Here is a 23,031-nt window from a genome sequence, read left to right as displayed (position 1 = left end):
TATTGAAATAAAAATATCTGATTTTGATATTTTCCATCAACATGACATATACAGAAAACCAGGTTATAACCTCAGTGTCGAAATTGATTCGTGACGGCTCTTTCACTTTATAGTTGAGGATATTACGATGAAAAAAGTATTAGGCGTTATTCTTGGTGGTCTGCTTCTTCTGCCAGTTGTGAGCAATGCAGCGGATGCGCAAAAAGCAGCCGATAACAAAAAACCGGTCAACTCCTGGACCTGTGAAGATTTCTTGGCTGTGGACGAATCCTTCCAGCCAACTGCAGTTGGTTTTGCTGAAGCGCTGAACAACAAAGATAAACCAGAAGATGCGGTTTTAGATGTTCAGGGTATTGCAACCGTAACCCCAGCTATCGTTCAGGCTTGTACTCAGGATAAACAAGCCAACTTTAAAGATAAAGTTAAAGGCGAGTGGGACAAAATTAAGAAAGATATGTAATTCCGGGAATGCGTTACATCGTACTTCCTTGCATATTGAACAGGCCGGAATATCTTCTTTAAAAGCAGCTATTCCTCCTGTTCATATATAATCTCTATATTGAATGGGTTACAAAATGAATATTTCATCTCTCCGTAAAGCGTTTATTTTTATGGGCGCTGTAGCGGCTTTGTCACTGGTGAACGCACAATCTGCGCTGGCAGCCAATGAATCCGCTAAAGATATGACCTGCCAGGAATTTATTGATCTGAATCCAAAAGCAATGACACCGGTTGCATGGTGGATGCTGCATGAAGAGACAGTATATAAAGGTGGCGATACCGTTACTTTAAATGAAACCGATCTCACTCAAATTCCTAAAGTGATCGAATACTGCAAGAAAAACCCGCAGAAAAATTTGTATACCTTCAAAAATCAAGCATCTAATGACTTGCCGAATTAATGAGGTACAAGTAAAAAGGAGTAGCAAGTTGAGCCATCTTGCTGCTCCTTTTTGCTTTTTTATATGACAGCAGAATTTATTATACGTCTTATACTCGCAGCAATTGCCTGTGGCGCTATTGGCATGGAAAGGCAAATGCGCGGCAAAGGAGCAGGGTTACGCACACATGTATTAATTGGCATGGGAAGCGCCCTGTTTATGATTGTTTCGAAATATGGTTTTGCTGACGTGCTGTCTTTAAATCACGTCGGACTGGACCCCAGCCGTATTGCTGCTCAGGTGGTGACGGGCGTCGGGTTTATCGGCGCAGGTAACATTCTCGTTCGTAACCAAAATATTGTAGGTCTGACGACGGCAGCGGATATCTGGGTGACCGCCGCCATTGGTATGGTTATTGGTAGCGGTATGTACGAACTGGGCATTTATGGTTCAGTGATGACCTTGCTGGTGCTGGAAGTCTTCCATCAATTAACCTTCCGCCTGATGAACAAAAATTACCATTTACAGCTGACATTAGTGAACGGTAATACGGTATCAATGCTCGACTGGTTTAAGCAGCAAAAAATAAAAACTGATTTAGTTTCGTTGCAGGAAAATGAAGATCATGAAGTGGTCGCCATTGATATCCAGCTTCATGCCACAACGTCGATAGAAGACCTGTTGCGATTATTAAAAGGTATGGCAGGGGTGAAAGGCGTTTCAATTAGCTAATCTTTATAGTTATTTATTCACAGGAGTACCAGAGCGGTACTCCTGTTGGTTTTAATGATCGAGGACGATCAGGGGTGAATGGCTGGCAGGATCTTTAAGTACGGTAATATCCGCGCCGTAAAGCATGGTCAGCGCCTGCTGTGTCAATACGTCCTGTGGTTTACCATTTGCGATAACCTTTCCTTTTTGCATTAATACAACACGGTCTGCATAACGCGCGGCAAGATTTAGATCGTGCAATACGCAGCAAACATTGAACTGCCGTTCGTGAACTAGCTGGCGTAATAAACGAAACAAGTGCTGCTGATGGTGAATATCCAGCGCCGAAGTTGGTTCATCAAGAAATAACCATTTCGGTGAGGGAGTAGGTTCCCAGAGTTGCACCAGCAGGCGCGCTAATTGCACGCGCTGTTGTTCACCACCGGATAATTGCCGATAGTCACGGTTTGCTAACGCCTGACAGTCACATAACGCCATTATTTGTGCTGTTTCATTATCCTGATTACCAGTGCGATGCGGATGCCGCCCCATCTGGATAACTTCTTGTACGCTGAATGGAAACGCCATGTGGCTATTTTGACGCATCACGGCCCGGTGTTTCGCCAGTTCAGTAATCGACCATTCATTTAATGGCTTATTAAACAACCGACATTCGCCGCTATCAGGTTGAAGATAGCCGGTTAACTGGCGAAGCAGCGTAGATTTTCCCGCACCATTAGGGCCGAGAATGGCAACAATTTCCCCACCGGGAAAAGTCAGCGAGACATTGTCAGTCAGACGCCGCCCCTGAAGGCTATAAACCAGATTCTGGGCGCTGATCATGTGATCCTCCGGTTGCGCAGAATCAACCACATAAAATAAGGACCGCCAAGCAGGCTGGTTAATAATCCCACGGGCATTTCTGCTGGCTGTACCAGCGTGCGGGCAAGCGTGTCTGCCATCAGCAATAAACAGGCTCCGGCGAGGGCGGAGCAAGGGATTAGCCAGCGGTGATTTGCCCCGGTAGTCATACGAATCAGATGCGGGATCACCAGGCCAATAAAGCCGATAATGCCGCTTACCGATACGGCGGCACCAACGAGCAGTGAGCTAATCAACAGTAATTGTTGGCGTTTACGCTTTACGTTCACGCCGAGGTAATGGGCTTCTTCATCACCAAGTTGCAGCAAATTCAGCGTTCCGGCGAGACACGTTGTTGCCATAATGGCGGGCAGAATGAAGGAACTGGCAACCAATAACGTTGGCCATTGCGCCTGACCGAGATTGCCCATCATCCACAACGTGAGTTGTCGTAGCTGTTGCTCATCGCCGATATAGCTCAGGATGCCGATCGCTGCGCCGCACAGGGCATTGATGGCGATACCGGCGAGTAACAATTGCATCATGCTGCCATCGCGATGGCGCTGCGTGATGAGAAAAATGATGGTACAGACCACTAAACTTCCGGCGATGGCAAACACCATTTGCTCATAGAGCACCAGCACCACTGGGAAGGAGAAGGGCAGCACAATAGCAACGCCAACCATTAATGCAGAACCGCTACTGACGCCAAGTAATCCTGGGTCAGCCATTGGGTTGCGAAAAAGCCCCTGCATAATTACCCCGGCGGTTGCCAACGCTGCACCTACCAGCACCGCCAGCAAAACCCGTGGTAGACGAATATTGAGCCAGATATCACGGTATTCCTCATCAAAAAGAGCATCAAAACTGATCCTTAACGCTCCCTGACTGGCACCGAACAGCACCAGAGCTAGCAATAATAGTGATAGCCCCATAAAGACCCTGGCGGAAGAGAGTGAATCCTTGAGCACGCAAAACTCCGTTACGACATTACGGCGCGGACATGCCGCGCCGGGGTATCACGCCGGTTTCAGGTCCGGTTCAATCAGACTGTAGACCTGCTGGTTAAGTGCTGGCGCATTTGCCAGTTCATGGATATGTGCGGCGACATCGGCACGGTGAACAAAACCATGACACTCCTGATTTTGTATCCGTTGTGCTTTGCCCGTTGCCGCCCCATCAAGCAGACCGCCAGGGCGGAGAATGGCGTAATCAAGCTGGCTGGTTTGCAACCAGCTTTCCGCCAGCGTTTTTTCCCGTACCGCCTGACCAAACGCAGCCTTTGCCCGCTCCGATAAAAACGGCCAGCTATCGCCACATCCCAAAGAGGTCACCAGAATCATGCGACTGATGCCGGCCTTTTCGGCCTCATCAATCACTGTTCTGTGTGCCAGATAATCCTGAGTTCCGCCCATTGTTGAGATGATAAGCGCATCCTGGCCAGCTGCGCGGCAAGCAGCCGCGACTACGCTGGCATCACAGGCGTCGCCTGTAAAAACCTGTACGCCTTGTTGCGCCAGTTTCGTGGCGGCATCAGCATGACGAACGACAGCAACGACCGGACGTTGTTCCGCCAGCGCCAGTTCAAGCGTTCTGGCACCCACACCTTTTCCGCCTGCGCCAAAGAGTAGCCACGGCGTCATCAGGCGTGTTCCTTTAACGATGCTGCCAGAGCATGGAAGGCGCTGACTTGTTCGCTCAGGAGCTGACGATGGTCATCCCTGCCGAGGAAGATTTTCAGCATTGCGCTGCCTTCTTTGTTGAAAAAGAGAATGGATGCGGTGTCCATGCCCATAAATTTACGTTCGATCAAGGCAATATGTGTGCAGTTTTCTGCTTTGATATGCCCGGACATGCCGTGCTTTCCGCGTAGGTTGAAATAGCCGTGGCGGTGGAAACCCGAAGGCAGTTCGCCGCTAAATTCGAGGATAACATCGGCAGTATGTACTAACGTGGTGACGTTGCCCCATTCGCAGACGGTATCCCAGACAGTATCGAATTTATCGCCTGACACTATGGTTGAGGAGGGCAGGTTTTTCACTACTTCCAGCAGTGTGGTGTTGTATTGTTCGGCTACCACCTCCAGCGTACCGTCCGGCTCCGTTTTCAAAAATTCTTGTAACGAGACATGGCTCATAAATCACTCCTGTTATGGTTTTTCACGCACAATCGCTGGCGCATTTAGTACCTGAATTAGTTCATTAAGAGACTGCAAAATATTGCTTGCCCAGAAACGACCTTCATTAGTCAGCCGCAGGCAAGTTGACGCATCGCGGCTTAAGCCTTTTTGGTGCCATTGAGCCAGTAACGGCGCGAGTTTTTCGGCATGTGGCGTAAGTTCATCCAGCGGTACACGCGCTGTTTCAACACCTGACTGCAAGGTATGACGCCATTGCGCATTACGTTCGGCGTTACGCATGATCATCATCAGCGGTTTTTTGCCTGCCGCGACGGATTCATGCCAGGTCTGAAGATTGCGTTCGTTCATCCAGGAGTAACCATTAATCGAACCGCCGGCTCCGGAACCAAAGGCCAGACAATCGGCACCTTGTTTAATCAGCAGGTTATAGAGATTGCGTTCGCGTGTGGTACGGCCCCAGTGGCTGTTACTGATGCAGCGCCAACCGGCATCGTCCATAAAATCACACCCTTGCAGATAAAGATCGCGACGTTCTGCCGGAGAGGGCACGGTAGTACGCCCATTTTCCACGGCTTTGCCCAGCGGTGTATTGGGCAGGACATTGAGCGCATAGAGATCGACGCCGTCGAGACCGATATCGCGGGCAATAGCCAGATCTTCTCCCCAGGTTTGCGCATCCTGACCCGGCAGGCCAAACAGCAGGTCACAGACCACCGCAGCACGGTCACGTTTGACCAGGCTTTCCATAAACGCAATGGCGGTTGGGCCATCCGAGGTGCGGGCCATTTTCTTGCGGATTTTGCTGTTAAACGACTGGATACCAATTGAGAAGCGGTTTGCTCCTGCATCAAGACAAGCATCGATTCGCTCAGCGTCAAAATTCAGTACCCGGCCTTCGATAGTGATTTCACAATCAGGGGCCAGTGGCAGCTTTTCTCGTAATATATTGATAATTCTGGCTAAATCGTGTGCAGAAAGCGCGGAAGGCGTGCCGCCACCGAAATAGACCGCGTGGATGGGGGCAGACTGATGCAATACGCTGTCCGCTTCCATTTCTATTTCACGAATCAGGGCGTCGGTATAATGAGCACACGCATCTTCATTAAAACGGTTCTGATAAAAACCACAAAACGTGCAGTGTGTTGCACAAAAAGGAATGTGTAGATAAACCAGTCGCTTACGTGGTGATACCGTTTGATTGAGCATCTCTTGCCAGGTCTGTGCCAGTTGCTCTTTGGCAACCGGAATGGCCCCACGAAACGGCATCATGGCGCGCCTGTCTTTAAATGGCTGATCACCGTCTAAAGCAAAATGTGGCGTGAGATCCAGGGTGTTATTTGCGTTCATTCGTCTGATTTAAATCCATTTATTGCGGCCAAAGCTGCTGGTGTAAAGACTCAACGACATCAGCAATACGCGGACCCATTCCCAGAATCAGGTTTTGATCAACGGTGATAATGCGCTGGTTTTTCCATGCGGCAGTGTGGGTAATTCCGGCAATAGAACGTAGCCGATTAATATCGCCATCGACCATTTGTGAGGTTACGACAATCACTTCTGGATTGGCCGCAATCAGTGATTCTGCACTGTAGCTTTTGTACTGCTGGTAGGTTGCGACGTTTTCTGCTCCGGCAAGCGAAAGAATGGCGTCCGCGACGCTGCCTTTACCGGCAACCTGTGGCGCACTTCCGCCTGCGGAGAGAATAAACATGGCTTTAACCGGGGCTTTTTTGGCCGCCACGTTTTGCTGTACTCGCTCCAGGCGTTGGTTGATCTGTGTCACCAGCGCCTCGCCTTGTTCAGGAACCTGTAGCGTTTTTGCCAGTTGGCGAATGTTGGCGTACATCTGCTCAAGGGTGGCAGGCACACGCGGCAGGGTGACGACGTTGACTTTCTGCGCTCGTAATTGGTCGAGCACAATTTGTGGCCCGGCATCCTGCCAGGTAATTACGCTATCCGGGCGAAGTGACAAAATGCCTTCGCTGCTGAGTTGTTTCCAGTAGCCAATATGCGGCAGTTTGGCGGTTTCTGGTGGATAAGATGTCGTTTCATCGACACCAACCACGCGTTCGCCAGCGCCCATCGCGTAGATTAGCTCCGTCAGCGATCCTCCTGCGACCACGATACGTTCGGCAGCCGTTACGCTAAAAGCCCAGCTAAGAGCCAGTACTGCCGTAAACAATTTTTTTCGTTTTACCGCGGTCTTCGCGGCAGAGGCCACGGCTGAAATACATAACGTCAGTGGGGAAAAAAGAAACGGCCTGGTGATGATCCTTGGCATAATATGAGAACTCTTATCAAGTTGAGAATGATCATGATTATCATTTGAGTTATATATGAAATACAACCGTCGATTCAATACGCACGGCGTTACAAGCGTATTTATTTTTGATTTTTATCAAGATGCTTCGTCAGCTAACGTTCTTGTTACCGACTAAATTTCAGCGCGGGAAAAAGCTGAGAACCCAGAGATATCGAGGCTTGCAGAGCAAAGCGAAGAGGAAATTATCACTGTTAACGACAAAGTTTAGTGATGAGGTCATGGGGGAATAACCATAAAAATAAAGTGGTTTTCAGGGCGCGGGATAGGTTTCATAACCCCCTGTTTATTGTGTTAATGGCGGTTAAAAAAAGCTTGATCATAAAAAATTGATCGATAATAATTCTCATTATCACGTTTGCGCTTAACAAAACACGACCATATGGATAACAAAACCATAGCATTTGCAAGGGATAGCGCACAGCGCTCTTCACTCCTGATGGGGCATATCGTTTTGCCTGACAAAGAGGGCGTGCTTTTGCGTATTTGCCGAGATACCAGGCAATTTCATGGGATATAAACGCCTGTAAACTCACCCGGCGAATATTATCGCTCTGAATTTTAAATAAATTTATTTTTCGCCAGCCACCCCGGTATTAACCCAGGCAGCCAGCATTTTTTATTTTCCTCATGGAGAATCGCTATGTCACGTCCGCAATTTACCTCGTTGCGTTTGAGTTTGTTGGCTTTGGCTGTTTCTGCCACCTTGCCAACGTTTGCTTTTGCTACTGAAACCATGACCGTTACGGCAACGGGGAATGCCCGTAGTTCCTTCGAAGCGCCTATGATGGTCAGCGTCATCGACACTTCCGCTCCTGAAAATCAAACGGCTACTTCAGCCTCCGATCTGCTGCGTCATGTTCCTGGAATTACTCTTGATGGTACCGGACGAACCAACGGCCAGGATGTAAATATGCGTGGCTATGATCATCGCGGCGTGCTGGTTCTTGTCGATGGTGTTCGCCAGGGAACGGATACCGGACACCTGAATGGCACTTTTCTCGATCCAGCGCTGATCAAGCGTGTTGAGATTGTTCGCGGACCTTCAGCATTACTGTATGGCAGTGGTGCGCTGGGTGGAGTGATCTCCTACGATACGGTCGATGCAAAAGATTTATTGCAGGAAGGACAAAGCAGTGGTTTTCGTGTCTTTGGTACTGGCGGCACGGGGGACCATAGCCTGGGATTAGGCGCGAGCGCGTTTGGGCGAACTGAAAATCTGGATGGTATTGTGGCCTGGTCCAGTCGCGATCGGGGTGATTTACGCCAGAGCAATGGTGAAACCGCGCCGAATGACGAGTCCATTAATAACATGCTGGCGAAAGGGACCTGGCAAATTGATTCAGCCCAGTCTCTGAGCGGTTTAGTGCGTTACTACAACAACGACGCGCGTGAACCAAAAAATCCGCAGACCGTTGAAGCTTCTGATAGCAGCAACCCGATGGTTGATCGTTCAACAATTCAACGCGATGCGCAGCTTTCTTATAAACTCGCCCCGCAGGGCAACGACTGGTTAAATGCAGATGCAAAAATTTACTGGTCGGAAGTCCGTATTAATGCGCAAAACACGGGGAGTTCCGGCGAGTATCGTGAACAGATAACAAAAGGAGCCAGGCTGGAGAACCGTTCCACTCTATTTGCCGACAGTTTCGCTTCTCACTTACTGACATATGGCGGTGAGTATTATCGTCAGGAACAACATCCGGGCGGCGCGACGACGGGCTTCCCGCAAGCAAAAATCGATTTTAGCTCCGGCTGGCTACAGGATGAGATCACCTTACGAGATCTGCCGATTACTCTGCTTGGCGGAACCCGCTATGACAGTTATCGCGGTAGCAGCGACGGCTACAAAGATGTTGATGCCGACAAATGGTCATCTCGCGCGGGGATGACTATCAACCCGACTAACTGGCTGATGTTATTTGGCTCATATGCCCAGGCATTCCGCGCCCCGACGATGGGCGAAATGTATAACGATTCTAAGCACTTCTCGATTGGTCGCTTCTATACCAACTATTGGGTGCCAAACCCGAACTTACGTCCGGAAACTAACGAAACTCAGGAGTACGGTTTTGGGCTGCGTTTTGATGACCTGATGTTGTCCAATGATGCCCTGGAATTTAAAGCCAGCTACTTTGATACCAAAGCGAAGGATTACATCTCCACGACCGTCGATTTCGCGGCGGCGACAACTATGTCGTATAACGTCCCGAACGCCAAAATCTGGGGCTGGGATGTGATGACGAAATATACCACTGATCTGTTTAGCCTTGATGTGGCCTATAACCGTACCCGCGGCAAAGACACCGATACCGGCGAATATATCTCCAGTATTAACCCGGATACCGTTACCAGCACCCTGAATATTCCGATCGCTCACAGTGGCTTCTCTGTTGGGTGGGTTGGTACGTTTGCCGATCGCTCAACACATATCAGCAGCAGTTACAGCAAACAACCAGGCTATGGCGTGAATGATTTCTACGTCAGTTATCAAGGACAACAGGCGCTCAAAGGTATGACCACTACTTTGGTGTTGGGTAACGCTTTCGACAAAGAGTACTGGTCGCCACAAGGCATCCCACAGGATGGTCGTAATGGAAAAATTTTCGTGAGTTATCAATGGTAATCATCTGCCCCGATATTTCGGGGCATTTATCTGGAAGGAAGAGAGACAATGAACCACTACACACGCTGGCTTGAGTTAAAAGAACAAAATCCCGGAAAGTACGCGCGTGACATCGCAGGTTTAATGAATATTAGCGAAGCAGAACTGGCATTTGCACGCGTCACGCACGATGCGTGGCGGATGCGCGGCGATATCCGTGACATTCTGGCGGCGCTCGAAAGTGTTGGCGAGACCAAATGTATTTGTCGTAATGAATATGCAGTCCATGAGCAAGTTGGTGCGTTCACAAACCAGCATTTGAACGGACATGCCGGATTGATCCTCAATCCACGCGCGCTGGATTTGCGTCTGTTTCTCAATCAATGGGCCAGTGTTTTTCACATTAAAGAAAATACGACTCGTAGCGAACGCCAGAGTATTCAGTTCTTTGATCATCAGGGCGATGCATTACTAAAAGTTTATGCCACCGACAATACCGATATGGCGGCATGGAGTGAGCTTCTGGCACGGTTTATCGCCGATGAGAATACGCCGCTTGAGTTAAAAGCCGGTGATGCGCCAGTCGTTCAAATGCGAGCCGATGCCAGTGTGGTTGAGCAAGAGTGGCGGGCGATGACCGACGTTCATCAGTTTTTTACGTTGCTCAAGCGCCACAACCTGACGCGCCAACAGGCGTTCAATCTGGTGGCAGACGATTTGGCCTGCAAAGTATCCAACAGTGCGTTGGCGCAAATTCTTGAATCTGCACAGCAGGATGGCAATGAAATCATGGTGTTTGTTGGCAACCGTGGCTGCGTACAGATTTTCACTGGCGTGGTAGAAAAAGTGGTGCCAATGAAAGGTTGGCTGAATATTTTTAACCCGACGTTTACTCTTCATCTATTAGAAGAGAGCATTGCTGAAACCTGGGTAACCCGTAAACCTGCTAGTGACGGTTATGTGACCAGTCTGGAATTGTTTGCCCATGATGGTACGCAGATAGCGCAACTTTATGGTCAACGTACAGAAGGCGAACAGGAGCAAGCGCAATGGCGTAAGCAAATTGCTTCGCTGATACCGGAAGGCGTTACTGCATAACGTATAATTAACGGGAGGTCTGGCTATTTATTGCTGGGCCTCTTTATATTAATCAATCGATCACACCAGATAATCAATATGCTGATGGCGTACCAACTCATTGATCCGCTTAAGATTGAGGATCATCATGATATTGTGTTTATGGCAGTAGAACGTTTTTAGCGATATTTTCAGTTTCTCCAGAATATCTTCCGTTGTCATTTGATTCGCAATGCAGCTCAGAACCTGATGCTGCTTGCGCGAAAGGGACACATCCGCTTCAGGCACAGAGCAGTAACTGCCATTGATGAGTGCGACAAAGTCGATGATGGTGATAGTTCGCGGAACAAAGGTCACCGGTACTTTCCCCAGGCAGCGTTTAATATTAAAGGGGGAGAAAATAATCACATGGACAGGTTTTAATCGTTCAATTTGAGTGAGCAAATTAGAATGAAATACATTATTCATTAATGTATCAATAATGACGAAGGCATGCTGATGCAACATTACGTCGATCTCTTCTTCGTTCTGTATATGAACGACATTACCTTTACTCAGAATGTTTTTCATCGCAGTGAAGAACATCGTATCCCTGGTAATTATAAGAAACATAACCGACTCCTGGTGCGGACATTAACTTTATAATCAGTTTGCCAAAGGTAATTAACAGGACAGGGCTTATAATAATAGTTAGCTGGCTGTGTATTAATTTGATGTAATGCATGATGCAGATGCTGAGAAAGCATCTGCATCTCTCGGTGGTGTTATTTGACCAGCTCAGGTGTTACCTGACTCACCGCATTGGTGTAGTAAGGCGCGCCCCAGCCCGGTTCCGGCCAGAATGCACCATAGCCGTAATCCCACAGGTTATAGGTGGTATTAACCACTTCTCTCAAATGCCACACCTGGATGCCCTGCATATTCACTTCGAGGAAGTTATACGGGACTTTATTGATAAAGCCAGGTTGTTCACCCTGAATGGTACCGAGGATGGTAACAAAGTGATTACGATAGTTCACTGGATCAAGGAAGCCGCTTTGTCTGGCGAGCAGTCGGCCCTGATAGTTGGCTTCAATATCAGGCTTCGCATAGCTATCCAACGGTAATACAGCGATTTCTAACAACGTATCCGTTTTGCCATTGATAACGTTGATAACCTTCCCACCAAAGCGCGCTTGTTGACCAACATATAACCCCGGCTGGTTATGAACAGCAACAAAACTTTTTTGAATATCAGGTTGGTTATTGCCTTTGATATTTTGCGGAATTGAACTACATGCGGCAAGCAAAAATGAAAGGCTGAGGATGAGTGCACCTTTTGTCATGTTCATGTTACTATCCTTATCAACAAATATTAAAACCATAATAGATATTTCTTTATAGTTTTCATCTGATTCTGAGGCGATATGCCTGATAGTAACGTAAACCTGTCTGATGTTTATATCCCTTCTGTTTAGTTTAATTCTGTTAATTTTGGGGCGTGACATGAGTATCCATCGCCCCATAAAATAGCCTTTTTTTAAAGGTACATAAAATCTATTTTTATTCAATGCTTATAAAGCGCTAATAATCAATATTATGGTATTATATTCTGATAATGATTTGATAAGCGAATTCTTTTGCCGGATGGTATTTCTATTTCCACCCCATAATTTATAGTTTTTTCATCAGGTAGCGATCTCTTTAAATAAGGCGTGCGTGACATTTTTTTTGGGTTAAGTGTCTCGTATTGAAATACTTCGAATTGATATTCAGACATTTCTGCCCATGTTTGAATTTTATTGTATCGGGAGAGTGTCGTAAAGGCTTTAACTTGCTTATAACATTGTTTTTGGAATTCTTGCTGATATTTTAATATGTCATTGTATGAAAGATTGGTTATCCTGGCCTCTAAGAATTTAATTATTGTCGAAGCAATTTCCGCTTTTGCTCGTAAAAAGTTGTCATTAATGGTTAATAATGTTGAAAATAAACCTTCGATTTGTTTGTCAAGATATTGTTCGTCTTTATATAATTTTGGGGTAGGGTGTTCTTTATGTGAAAAAATAGTGTCACCTAAATTTGCGTCAGTGAAATTTATATTAAGTAGATCTTCGAAATAAAACCTTGACAAGGTTAGAACGAACCCGGACAGGTTCTGTCCTGTCATATTGAAATCAATAAAGTTGGTTCCGGCAAAGACTTTCATCCTGTTTTTATTTTCACTGTGTTCAATATATAACTTCGTCATTTTTTGATACAGGCTTTGAATATCTTTTATATTAGTCGGTAAGTCAGCTCGTTGTTCAGCATTAAAATTAGTATCTGAAAACATGGTTTGGACACTGAATCTTACTGGTATTCCCTCTTCTACGCTAATTTTAGTTATGATTGCCTTGTCGGGTTTAGGATTAGCGACAACAATGATTCGACATTCAGAATTTTTATTCTTTTCGTATCTAATGTTATTAATCTGATTAAGTATTGATTGTGTCTGTTGCGTAAGTGGTGTCGAACTTATCGTTTCAATGTTATTAATAAGACTTACAAGTTGAGCCACAATTTTTGAGTAGTCTGCATTTGTATATGTAGTGTTCGTGTGGCACGCATTAATTTGTTGAAGTTGGTGTTGCGCTAAATCATATTGATCAGAGGTATATCCTTCTCCAGAGAATGTGGAATTAATGGGTTGTTGTTCTTCCCAATTATCGCAAGGCCACTTCGGTGTATCTGGCGTTTTAGCATTATCGGTATTTGTTGTGCAGTTATAAATATCGCCGTGATATGTATTTATTATACCTGGGGTAAAGTCAATTGACATAAAATTCCTTATTCATCATTTGTTTTATGCTAAGATGTTTAAATTGGATAATTAGAACAGGAATGGATTTTCTTCTACACACAATAAATGTAATGCGTTATCTCTTCCTGATATAATTACCTTTGATTTCCCTTTTATCTCCACCCGGTAATATTTGTGTATAAAAAAAGGGCAGTGATAGTATCGTAAAGGAAAACGTTAACAACTATCAAAAAGCGCTCATTTTAAAAAGTTATGATGTTCACCGATAGTGTGTGAAGTGATATTTTTGTGATGTTTTAGATGTGTAATAATGAACCAGGTTAAAGTGTATTTAAAAATGTGTTGTATTGGCGACTGAAATCTGCCCTTTAAAAGGGGGATAGCACTGAAACAAAGAGACATTGCTTCTCCGATAAAATGTCAGAGAAGCATGATTGCGTGGTGATTGTCGATTGATGACTTACTGACGGATCCGTCATCATTCTCAAAGCATTAGTTAAGTTATTTGTGATTTTTAAGGATTATCCTATCTATGATTTTCTACTCAGAAGGATAAGGCACTCACAATGCTCCTTATAGTTTACTGCTGGCATCTATTTAAAATAGCATTTGAGTCAAATAGCCCATCAAGATAGCCATACCTAAGATAACCGTCAGGAATGCAGCTATCATCGGCATTCTGAACATTGATTTAAGTAATATCACTTCCGTCAGGCTTGCTCCGGCACTGCCGATGATTAATGCCATTAATGCTCCCAGCCCCATTCCTTTTGTCATCAGAACAGATGCCAGAGGGATAACCGCCTCTGCCCGGATATACAGCGGAATTCCGACAACGGCGCTCAATGGGATGGCGAAGGGATTATCTGCCCCTGCATGAGCGGCAATCCACTCTGAGGGAATAAAGCCATAAATAAAAGAGCCTATTAATACCCCTAACAAAAGATATGGCAGTACATCTTTAAACTGTTGCAACGCATCTTTGGTGGCTAGTTTTATGGGATTAATACTTACCACAGCTTTGGTACTGCAACAGTTTACTACAGGTTTCTCAATGGCTTTAGCCGCTGGACTACAGCAACTCACTTTTATTGGCGTATATGTCGTCCCCGGCGAAGTTTTGGCTGGAGCACAACAATTTGCTGATGAGCTTTTACTGGCAATGATATGACGTTCAAATCCCAGGGAATCCAGGATAATACTGGCAAGTACGGAGACGCCGGCGGCGATAATCGCGTACAACAAGGTAACTTTCCAGCCAAAGGTCACCCACATTAACCCGACGATAATGGGATTAAGTAATGGGGAAACAAATAAAAAAGTGAGAGTCGGACCAAACCCGGCTTTCGCTGATAACAATCCACGTAACATGGGGATTGTCGAGCAACTACAGAACGGGGTAACGGCTCCCAACAGAGCAGCCAGGAGATAGCCTTTCCCTTTTCTTGCCCCCATCATCTGCTGGATTTTATGGTCTGGCACCTTTTGTCTTATCAGGCTGACACCGGCACTAATCACTATAAACAGCAAAGAAAGCTCGACGGCGAGAAACACAAACATCTCTGCGGCATCTTGCAGCATCGCAAGCCAACTACTCATACGTAACCTCATTGAATGAATCCATATTTCCAGAATAATCGAAATGAAATTCAGATCAAGATATTTCTGGTATTATCGAAATATCAACCAGACAAAGGGGGTGTCATATGCAGTTGGAAGAAGTTGCTAAAGCGCTGAAAGAGCTAGGTCACCCGACCCGTTTGTTCATATTCAAACACCTGGTCAAAGCGGGGGAACAAGGTTTGCCGGTCGGTGAGTTGCAAAAGCAGCTTGGGATCCCCGGCTCCACACTCAGTCACCATATTTCAGCACTGGTATCGGTAGGGCTGGTCAAACAAAACCGTGAGAGTCGAACGCTGATGTGTGTTTCGCAATACGCAATGCTGGAAGCGATAATTGAATTCTTACGTGAGGAGTGCTGCGTAAATAGCAAAATTGCCTGATGCGCTACGCGCTACAGATTTCATGCCATGCACGGTTTTGTAGGTCGGATAAGACGCGTTAGCGTCGCATCCGACATAAACAAAGCGCACTTTACCAACTATGGGCAGTGGATATCGCCGCTTTATTTCAAGCGTTTACCCGCTTCATCAACCACTTTCTCGCCATCTTCCTTGGTGAACGCGCCTTGTTGCGCATCTGGCAGAATTTCCAGCACGACTTCTGAAGGGCGGCACAGGCGAGTTCCCAGCGGCGTCACCACAATCGGGCGATTAATCAGAATCGGGTGCTGAAGCATAAAGTCGATTAACCGATCGTCAGTAAATTTATCTTCTGCAAGGCCCAGTTCCTCATACGGCTCGACGTTTTTACGCAGCAGCGCGCGTACGGAAATCCCCATATCGGCAATGAGTTTGACCAGTTCATCACGCGTCGGTGGGGTTTCCAGATAATAGACAATGGTCGGTTCTGTGCCGCTGTTGCGGATCATCTCCAGCGTATTTCGCGACGTGCCGCAGGCTGGGTTGTGATAAATGGTAATGTTGCTCATATCAATATCTCATTACAAAGTGAAAGAGAGACGTAGCGCCAGCGCAGCCAGCGTCACAAAAAGCACCGGCAGGGTCATGATAATCCCTGTACGGAAGTAATATCCCCAGCTGATAGTCATATTCTTCTGCGAAAGTACGTGCAGCCAGAGCAGCGTCGCCAGGCTACCAATTGGGGTAATTTTCGGCCCCAAATCGCAGCCAATCACGTTGGCATAAACCATCGCTTCTTTGATAACGCCAGATGCCGTGCTGCCATCAATGGACAACGCGCCAACCAGTACCGTCGGCATATTGTTCATAATAGAAGAGAGGAAGGCGGTGAGGAATCCGGTGCCGAGCGTCGCGGCCCACAGGCCGTTTTCCGCCAGCACGTTGAGTACGCCAGAAAGATATTCCGTTAGTCCGGCATTGCGCAGGCCATAAACCACCAGATACATGCCGAGCGAGAAGATGACAATCTGCCAGGGCGCACCGCGTAGCACCTTACCCGTATTAATTGCATGACCGCGTTTAGCGACGGCAAATAATATCAGCGCGCCCACTGCCGCAATGGCGCTGACCGGAATGCCGAGCGGTTCCAGAACGAAAAATCCCACCAGCAGAAGCAGTAAAACAACCCAGCCAGTTTTGAACGTAGCAGGATCTTTAATCGCTTCTGCGGGAGATTTCAGCAGCGCCATGTCGTAGTTCTGCGGAATATCTTTGCGGAAATAGAGATGCAACATCACCAGCGTGGCAACAATCGCGGCGATATCCACCGGCACCATCACCAAGGCATATTCGCGAAAGCCGAGGCCAAAGAAATCTGCGGAAACGATATTCACCAGGTTGGAGACAATAAGCGGCAGGCTGGCGGTATCGGCAATGAACCCGGCCGCCATCACGAACGCAAGCGTCGTGCCTTTACTGAACCCTAAAGCCAGCAGCATGGCGATGACAATCGGTGTCAAAATAAGCGCCGCGCCATCATTGGCAAACAGAGCTGCAACGGCAGCACCGAGCAGGACAATCCAGGTAAACAGCAAGCGACCGCGTCCATTGCCCCAGCGTGAGACGTGCAGCGCCGCCCATTCAAAAAAGCCGGACTCATCCAGCAGCAGGCTGATGATAATGACGGCAATAAACGCCGCCGTCGCGTTCCAGACGATATTCCACACCACCGGAATATCACCCGGATGAACCACGCCCGTAAGCAACGCCAGTACCGCGCCGAGCGTTGCACTCCAGCCGATGCCTAAACCTTTCGGCTGCCAGATAACCAATACGATGGTCAGGACAAAAATAGCGCCTGCCAGTAACATAATGCCTCCCGGATAAAACACATCTGAAAATTCATATGTGTTTAGATAAATTTTTTAACTACAAATGTTCTTACTGTCTTCGGAACAATTTTGTCGAGCCAGGTTGCGGACAATCGCCTGAACCTTTTCCTGTTCACATCGCCAGGCCTCATCAATAATTTTCGCGGCCCATGATGGAATATGCGGTGATAAGCGGTAATGAACCCACTTACCCTGCTTGCGATCCAGCAATAGCCCACTTTCACGCAGCAATGCCAGGTGGCGGGATATCTTGGGCTGCGACTGATCGAGGGCAGTACAGAGATCGCAGACGCATAATTCTCCCAGCTCGCTGAGCAGTAAAACGATGCCCAGACGGGTTTCATCAGCAAGAATTTTGAACAGTTGGATGGGTAACAGAAATGACATATTGCGCTCCTGATTGTTGCAGGTAGTGTCTCTCTTCGAAGCGGATAAGTCAAAAACATATATGACTTAACGAATGTGTAAGCGCAGAAGAAGGTAATAGGTGTGAATTTTGAGTTGGGTATTCATTTGAAAGGAGGTCTGAATCAGGACGTAAAAAAACCGACTTTGCGTCGGTTTTTTACTTTCCAGCCCTGAGTTGGTGGCTCTGGCCGGAGTGAGAATGCCCACATCTAACGGTTCAATACTATTAGCCAGTGGCTAACATTGCAAGCGTTAGCGATTTCTTCAGCTGGCGAAGGGACAGTTTGCTATACATGTTGGTGAAAGAGGATTTATATACTTTCATCGGGTCGCTGCCGTACCAGGCCTTGTCCAAATCCGGACGTAAAAAAACCGACTTCGCGTCGGTTTTTTACTTTGCAGCCCAGAGTTGGTGGCTCTGGCTGGAGTGAGAATGCCATCATCTAACGCATCAATGCTAATACCATACTGAAACTATTGCAAGGACATGCTGGTTTTATAACCTGTATGTACTGTATGATTATCCAGTTAGTTCTGAGGCATTTTCACTCTGGTAATGCGCATAAACGCTTTCAAAGTCCTGGTCAGAAGTACGGGTGGTGCCGTTAACTGATGCTCTGGTCGGAGTGAGAATGCCCACATCTAACAATGGGGCATGCGCCGTGACAGGCAGTGGATGAGTAAGCGGATGCATTCTCACTCCATCGCATGGAGAAAACGGGTGATTGATAAAGCAATCATCGTTCTTGGGGCGTTAATTGCGCTACTGGAACTGATCCGCTTCCTGCTTCAGCTTCTGAACTGATAGCGGAAACGTAGTTAAGGGCAAAGAGCACACCACTCTTTGCCCTTTAACATTTAACGCATGGTCACGAACTCTTCTGCCGCCGTCGGGTGAATGGCGACGGTATTGTCGAAGTCTTTTTTGGTCGCCCCCATCTTCAGCGCCACCGCGAAGCCCTGCAACATTTCATCCATACCAAAACCAATGCCGTGAATTCCGACAATCTTCTCTTCCGGTCCAACGCATACCAGTTTCATGCGGCACGGCTGGCGGTGAGTGGTGACGGCGGTATACATCGCGGTGAAAGAGGATTTATACACTTTCACCTGATCGTCGCCGTACTGCTCGCGCGCCTGCGGTTCCGTTAAACCAACAGTACCAATCGGCGGATGGCTGAAGACCACGGTCGGAATGTTGCTGTAATCCAGATGCTCATCAGGCTTGTTATTAAACAGGCGTTCAGAGAGACGGCGACCCGCTGCAACTGCCACCGGTGTCAGTTCCACTGCCCCCGTGTTATCGCCCACAGCGTAAATACCTTCAACGTTGGTATTTTGATATTTATCGACGACGATATAGCCTTTTTCGTTAGTTTTAACGCCAGCGGCTTCCAGGTTGATGTTGTCATTGGCAGGCTCGCGACCAATCGCCCAAATCAGGCAATCTACCGTTTCACTGCGACCATCTTCCAGCTCCAGCGTCAGGCTGCCGTCGGCATTTTTCACCACCGCTTTCGGGATGGCGTTGGTGTGCAGCTGCGGGCCTTCGGCGTTCATCACTTCGACCAGCGTTTCAGAGATCATCGGGTCGAAGCTGCGCAGCGGCGCATGTTTACGCACAAACAGATGCGTTTTCGCGCCGAGGCCGTTAATCACGCCCGCCAGCTCAACGGCGATGTAACCCGCGCCAACAACCGCCACGCGCTCTGGCAAAGCAGGAAGGGCGAAGAAGCCATCAGAATCAATACCGTATTCCACGCCCGGAATATCCGGGTGGCTCGGACGACCGCCGGTGGCGATCAGAATATGATCGGCCGTGATGGTTTCGCCGTTTACCTCCAGCGTTTTGGCATCAACGAAGCGGGCAAAGCCTTTGATTACATCAACGTTATTTTTACCGAGCACGTTTTCATAGGAAGTATGAATACGGTCGATATAGGCGGTACGGCTGGCGATCAACGTTTCCCAGTTGAATTTATTTATAGTGGTATCGAAACCATAATCCGGACCGTACATGTGGATCGCTTCACGGATTTGCGCCGCGTGCCACATCACTTTCTTCGGTACGCAGCCGACGTTCACGCAGGTGCCGCCCAGCTCTTTGGCTTCAATCAGCGCGCATTTCTGGCCGTACATAGCCGCGCGGTTGATGGAGGCGATACCGCCGCTGCCGCCGCCGATGGCGATGTAATCATAGTGTTTAGTCATGACAGAGTGTCCTTATCGTTGATTACCGCGATTGTAGCGCGAGACGTAATAGGTGCCAGCAATGGCTGCAATTACTCCGGCACGATCCAGCTTACGGTGGCGTGCCCGGTGCCTGCCGGAACCAGTTTGCTGTGCAGCCACGGCAGCACGTTATTCATCTGCTGTTCCAGCTTCCACGGCGGGTTAATCACAATCATGCCGGAAGCGGTCATGCCACGGCGATCGCTGTCTGGCAGTACCGCCAGTTCAATTTGCAGAATTTTGCGAATGCCGGTCGCTTCCAGGTCGTGGATCATGCGCTTAATTTGCTGGCGCAACACCACTGGATACCACAGTGCGTAAGTGCCAGTGGCGAAACGTTTATAGCCTTCTGCTATCCCGCTGACCACCGCCTGATAGTCGGTTTTCATTTCATACGGCGGGTCGATAAGGATTAAACCACGGCGGGAAACCGGCGGCAGTTTGGCCTTAAGCTGCTGGAAACCATCGGCTTTTTCGACGCGCGCACGATTGTCTTTCTGAAATTCAGAACGTAGCAACGGGTAATCGCTCGGGTGCAGTTCGGTCAGTTGCAGGCTGTCCTGTTCACGCAGTAACTGACGAGCAATCAACGGCGAACCGGGGTAGTAACGCAACTGACCGCTACGGTTGAAGTGTTTTACCACATTGATGTACGCCTCCAGCTCTGCAGGCAAATCGTCCTGCTGCCAGATACGGGCGATACCTTCGAGATATTCGCCGGTACGCTCGGCATGTTCGCTGCCTAACTGATAACGCCCGGCCCCTGCGTGGGTATCGAGATAGAGAAACGGTTTATCTTTCTCTTTCAGCGACTCGATGATCAGGCTCTGAACGGTATGTTTAAGGACGTCGGCGTGGTTGCCAGCGTGAAAGCTGTGGCGATAACTGAGCATGGGTAAAGGTGTTCCGGTAAGTAAAAATCGGCCCGTATTCGGGGCGCACAAAAGCCTATCAGGACAGTATACCGAAAAGAGGCCGCCGCCGCGAAAGCGTAACGTTTCTCATTGAAATTCACTACACTTAACCCCATGCTACAAACATTATGTAAAGCGCCTGTTGAGCGCTTCCTTAACCTCTTTAACCAGGACTGCGCTAATGACGAATCCGTTACTGACTCCCTTTGAATTGCCTCCGTTTTCTAAAATTCTCCCGGAACATGTCGTTCCAGCCGTGACTAAGGCGCTGAACGACTGCCGCGAAAATGTGGAGCGCGTAGTAGCGCAAGGGGCACCGTACACCTGGGAAAATCTCTGCCAGCCGTTGGCGGAAGTGGACGATGTGCTGGGGCGTATCTTCTCCCCGGTCAGCCACCTGAACTCGGTGAAAAATAGCCCGGAACTGCGTGAAGCGTACGAACAAACCCTGCCGCTGCTGTCAGAATACAGCACCTGGGTAGGACAACATGAAGGGCTGTATAAAGCATATCGCGACCTGCGCGATGGCGATCATTACGCCACGCTGAACACGGCGCAGAAGAAAGCGGTTGATAACGCACTGCGCGACTTTGAACTCTCTGGCATCGGTCTGCCGAAAGAGAAACAGCAGCGTTATGGTGAGATTGCCACTCGTCTTTCCGAGCTGGGCAACCAGTACAGCAACAACGTCCTCGATGCGACAATGGGCTGGACCAAACTCGTTACCGACGAAGCGGAGCTGGCGGGGATGCCAGAAAGCGCGCTGGCTGCGGCAAAAGCCCAGGCTGAAGCGAAAGAACTTGAAGGCTACCTGCTGACGCTGGATATCCCAAGCTACCTGCCGGTAATGACCTACTGCGACAACCAGGCTCTGCGCGAAGAGATGTATCGCGCTTACAGCACCCGCGCCTCCGATCAAGGTCCGAACGCCGGTAAGTGGGACAACAGCAAGGTGATGGAAGAGATCCTCGCGCTGCGTCACGAACTGGCGCAACTGCTGGGCTTTGAAAACTACGCCTTTAAATCCCTTGCTACTAAAATGGCAGAAAACCCGCAGCAGGTGCTGGATTTCTTAACCGATCTGGCAAAACGCGCGCGTCCACAAGGCGAAAAAGAGCTGGCGCAACTGCGTGCCTTCGCTAAAGCCGAATTTGGCGTGGATGAGTTGCAGCCGTGGGATATCGCGTACTACAGCGAAAAACAAAAACAGCACCTCTACAGCATCAGTGACGAACAGCTGCGTCCGTACTTCCCGGAAAACAAAGCGGTTAACGGCTTGTTTGAAGTGGTGAAACGTATTTACGGCATCACCGCTAAAGAGCGTAAAGATGTTGATGTCTGGCATCCGGATGTACGTTTCTTCGAACTGTATGACGAGAACAACGAACTGCGCGGCAGCTTCTACCTCGACCTGTATGCCCGTGAAAACAAGCGCGGCGGGGCGTGGATGGATGACTGTGTAGGCCAGATGCGTAAAGCCGACGGTTCGCTGCAAAAACCGGTCGCGTATCTGACCTGTAACTTCAACCGCCCGGTAAATGGTAAACCGGCGCTGTTTACCCATGACGAAGTGATCACCCTGTTCCACGAGTTCGGTCACGGCCTGCACCATATGCTGACCCGCATTGAAACTGCTGGTGTATCTGGTATCAGCGGGGTGCCGTGGGATGCGGTCGAACTGCCGAGCCAGTTTATGGAAAACTGGTGCTGGGAGCCTGAGGCGCTGGCATTTATCTCCGGTCACTATGAAACCGGCGAACCGCTGCCGAAGGAGCTGCTGGATAAAATGCTGGCGGCTAAGAACTACCAGGCGGCGCTGTTTATTCTGCGCCAGCTGGAGTTCGGCCTGTTTGATTTCCGCCTCCATGCCGAGTTCCGCCCGGATCAGGGAGCGAAAATCCTCGAAACTCTGGCAGAAATCAAGAAACTGGTTGCCGTAGTACCGTCTCCATCCTGGGGCCGTTTCCCGCACGCTTTCAGCCATATTTTCGCCGGTGGTTATGCCGCAGGTTACTACAGCTACCTGTGGGCCGACGTGCTGGCGGCAGATGCCTTCTCGCGCTTTGAGGAAGAGGGCATTTTCAACCGTGAAACCGGACAGTCGTTCCTCGACAACATTCTGAGCCGTGGCGGTTCAGAAGAGCCGATGGATCTGTTCAAACGCTTCCGTGGTCGTGAACCGCAGCTGGATGCGATGCTGGAGCATTACGGCATTAAGGGCTGATC

General features: G+C 48.4%; 23 protein-coding genes. 8 read left to right on the top strand and 15 right to left on the bottom strand.

What is annotated here, in order from left to right:
- Window positions 1-127 precede the first annotated feature (127 nt).
- The 3 genes from hdeA (at window position 128) to ACJHYD_RS21635 (ending at window position 1,613) form a co-directional block, all read left to right on the top strand.
- Window positions 128-460, top strand: a complete 333-nt coding sequence (gene hdeA, locus ACJHYD_RS21645; protein ID WP_000756550.1) for an acid-activated periplasmic chaperone HdeA — start codon at window positions 128-130, stop codon at window positions 458-460.
- A 115-nt stretch (window positions 461-575) separates the two neighbouring features.
- On the top strand, window positions 576-902 hold the full coding sequence (hdeB, locus tag ACJHYD_RS21640) for an acid-activated periplasmic chaperone HdeB (protein ID WP_001298717.1): 327 nt from the start codon (window positions 576-578) through the stop codon (window positions 900-902).
- A 63-nt stretch (window positions 903-965) separates the two neighbouring features.
- Window positions 966-1,613: an MgtC/SapB family protein gene (locus tag ACJHYD_RS21635; protein WP_001309028.1), complete on the top strand. Its 648-nt coding sequence runs from the start codon at window positions 966-968 to the stop codon at window positions 1,611-1,613.
- 51 nt (window positions 1,614-1,664) lie between these two features.
- Here ACJHYD_RS21635 and ACJHYD_RS21630 read toward each other — a convergent pair whose 3' ends face one another.
- Genes ACJHYD_RS21630 through shuT form a run of 6 tightly spaced genes read right to left on the bottom strand, consistent with a single transcriptional unit; the run spans window position 1,665 to window position 6,874 of the window.
- Window positions 1,665-2,435, bottom strand: a complete 771-nt coding sequence (locus ACJHYD_RS21630) for a heme ABC transporter ATP-binding protein (RefSeq protein WP_001521540.1) — start codon at window positions 2,433-2,435, stop codon at window positions 1,665-1,667.
- The gene (gene shuU / locus ACJHYD_RS21625) at window positions 2,432-3,424 is read right to left on the bottom strand and encodes a heme ABC transporter permease ShuU/ChuU (protein ID WP_032145808.1); all 993 of its coding nucleotides are present in this window, start codon (window positions 3,422-3,424) and stop codon (window positions 2,432-2,434) included. Before shuU ends, ACJHYD_RS21630 begins: the two co-directional genes overlap by 4 nt.
- A 48-nt stretch (window positions 3,425-3,472) precedes the next feature.
- Complete coding sequence (gene chuY, locus ACJHYD_RS21620; protein ID WP_001551798.1) at window positions 3,473-4,096, bottom strand: anaerobilin reductase; 624 nt, start codon at window positions 4,094-4,096, stop codon at window positions 3,473-3,475.
- Complete coding sequence (hutX, locus tag ACJHYD_RS21615) at window positions 4,096-4,590, bottom strand: heme utilization cystosolic carrier protein HutX (protein WP_000020040.1); 495 nt, start codon at window positions 4,588-4,590, stop codon at window positions 4,096-4,098. Before hutX ends, chuY begins: the two co-directional genes overlap by 1 nt.
- A 12-nt stretch (window positions 4,591-4,602) precedes the next feature.
- Window positions 4,603-5,940: a heme anaerobic degradation radical SAM methyltransferase ChuW/HutW gene (hutW, locus tag ACJHYD_RS21610; protein ID WP_001551797.1), complete on the bottom strand. Its 1,338-nt coding sequence runs from the start codon at window positions 5,938-5,940 to the stop codon at window positions 4,603-4,605.
- Window positions 5,941-5,959: 19 nt separating this feature from the next.
- Complete coding sequence (gene shuT, locus ACJHYD_RS21605) at window positions 5,960-6,874, bottom strand: heme ABC transporter substrate-binding protein ShuT (protein WP_001551796.1); 915 nt, start codon at window positions 6,872-6,874, stop codon at window positions 5,960-5,962.
- Between the two features lie 682 nt (window positions 6,875-7,556).
- On the opposite strand from shuT, the gene chuA reads away from it, so the two are divergent.
- Complete coding sequence (chuA, locus tag ACJHYD_RS21600; protein ID WP_000089572.1) at window positions 7,557-9,539, top strand: TonB-dependent heme/hemoglobin receptor ChuA/ShuA; 1,983 nt, start codon at window positions 7,557-7,559, stop codon at window positions 9,537-9,539.
- 48 nt (window positions 9,540-9,587) lie between these two features.
- Entirely contained in the window at window positions 9,588-10,616 is a 1,029-nt protein-coding gene (gene chuS / locus ACJHYD_RS21595; protein WP_001551795.1) for a hematinate-forming heme oxygenase ChuS, read from the top strand.
- A gap of 60 nt (window positions 10,617-10,676) precedes the next feature.
- Here chuS and ACJHYD_RS21590 read toward each other — a convergent pair whose 3' ends face one another.
- The 4 genes from ACJHYD_RS21590 to ACJHYD_RS21575 form a co-directional block, all read right to left on the bottom strand.
- A complete protein-coding gene (locus ACJHYD_RS21590) occupies window positions 10,677-11,207 on the bottom strand; it encodes a helix-turn-helix transcriptional regulator (RefSeq protein WP_000478615.1) in 531 nt (176 codons plus the stop codon).
- A 152-nt stretch (window positions 11,208-11,359) separates the two neighbouring features.
- Window positions 11,360-11,926, bottom strand: a complete 567-nt coding sequence (gene slp, locus ACJHYD_RS21585) for an outer membrane lipoprotein Slp (RefSeq protein ID WP_001057453.1) — start codon at window positions 11,924-11,926, stop codon at window positions 11,360-11,362.
- Window positions 11,927-12,171: 245 nt separating this feature from the next.
- Window positions 12,172-13,395 carry a hypothetical protein gene (locus ACJHYD_RS21580; RefSeq protein WP_000020609.1) on the bottom strand — a complete coding sequence of 408 codons (1,224 nt, stop codon included), beginning with the start codon at window positions 13,393-13,395 and terminating at the stop codon, window positions 12,172-12,174.
- A gap of 579 nt (window positions 13,396-13,974) precedes the next feature.
- On the bottom strand, window positions 13,975-14,976 hold the full coding sequence (locus tag ACJHYD_RS21575) for a permease (protein ID WP_001389872.1): 1,002 nt from the start codon (window positions 14,974-14,976) through the stop codon (window positions 13,975-13,977).
- A 107-nt stretch (window positions 14,977-15,083) separates the two neighbouring features.
- On the opposite strand from ACJHYD_RS21575, the gene ACJHYD_RS21570 reads away from it, so the two are divergent.
- A complete protein-coding gene (locus ACJHYD_RS21570; RefSeq protein ID WP_001175589.1) occupies window positions 15,084-15,380 on the top strand; it encodes an ArsR/SmtB family transcription factor in 297 nt (98 codons plus the stop codon).
- A 122-nt stretch (window positions 15,381-15,502) separates the two neighbouring features.
- Here the strand turns inward: ACJHYD_RS21570 and arsC are convergent, their stop codons facing one another.
- The 3 genes from arsC to arsR are packed head-to-tail and all read right to left on the bottom strand — an operon-like array spanning window position 15,503 to window position 17,638.
- Window positions 15,503-15,928 (bottom strand): glutaredoxin-dependent arsenate reductase, encoded by a 426-nt coding sequence (gene arsC / locus ACJHYD_RS21565; protein WP_000065800.1) that lies wholly within the window; start codon window positions 15,926-15,928, stop codon window positions 15,503-15,505.
- A 12-nt stretch (window positions 15,929-15,940) separates the two neighbouring features.
- A complete protein-coding gene (arsB, locus tag ACJHYD_RS21560) occupies window positions 15,941-17,230 on the bottom strand; it encodes an arsenite/antimonite:H(+) antiporter ArsB (RefSeq protein WP_001551794.1) in 1,290 nt (429 codons plus the stop codon).
- Between the two features lie 54 nt (window positions 17,231-17,284).
- Window positions 17,285-17,638, bottom strand: coding sequence for an As(III)-sensing metalloregulatory transcriptional repressor ArsR (gene arsR, locus ACJHYD_RS21555; protein ID WP_001551793.1), 354 nt, complete (start codon window positions 17,636-17,638; stop codon window positions 17,285-17,287).
- Between the two features lie 742 nt (window positions 17,639-18,380).
- Here arsR and dinQ point away from each other — a divergent pair.
- Window positions 18,381-18,464, top strand: coding sequence for a damage-inducible type I toxin DinQ (gene dinQ, locus ACJHYD_RS21550; protein WP_001295215.1), 84 nt, complete (start codon window positions 18,381-18,383; stop codon window positions 18,462-18,464).
- A gap of 53 nt (window positions 18,465-18,517) precedes the next feature.
- Here the strand turns inward: dinQ and gorA are convergent, their stop codons facing one another.
- Window positions 18,518-19,870: a glutathione-disulfide reductase gene (gene gorA, locus ACJHYD_RS21545; RefSeq protein WP_000160811.1), complete on the bottom strand. Its 1,353-nt coding sequence runs from the start codon at window positions 19,868-19,870 to the stop codon at window positions 18,518-18,520.
- Window positions 19,871-19,941: 71 nt separating this feature from the next.
- Window positions 19,942-20,784, bottom strand: a complete 843-nt coding sequence (rlmJ, locus tag ACJHYD_RS21540; protein WP_001296497.1) for a 23S rRNA (adenine(2030)-N(6))-methyltransferase — start codon at window positions 20,782-20,784, stop codon at window positions 19,942-19,944.
- A 202-nt stretch (window positions 20,785-20,986) separates the two neighbouring features.
- Here rlmJ and prlC point away from each other — a divergent pair, with 202 nt between their 5' ends.
- Window positions 20,987-23,029 (top strand): oligopeptidase A, encoded by a 2,043-nt coding sequence (gene prlC, locus ACJHYD_RS21535; RefSeq protein WP_001298719.1) that lies wholly within the window; start codon window positions 20,987-20,989, stop codon window positions 23,027-23,029.
- The last annotated feature ends 2 nt before the right edge of the window (window positions 23,030-23,031 follow it).

This window comes from Escherichia sp. WS1368 (genome assembly GCF_046487485.1).
GTDB lineage: Bacteria > Pseudomonadota > Gammaproteobacteria > Enterobacterales > Enterobacteriaceae > Escherichia > Escherichia coli.
Note: the sequence above shows the minus strand (reverse complement) of the source record. Positions and strands in the feature narration are given on the sequence as shown.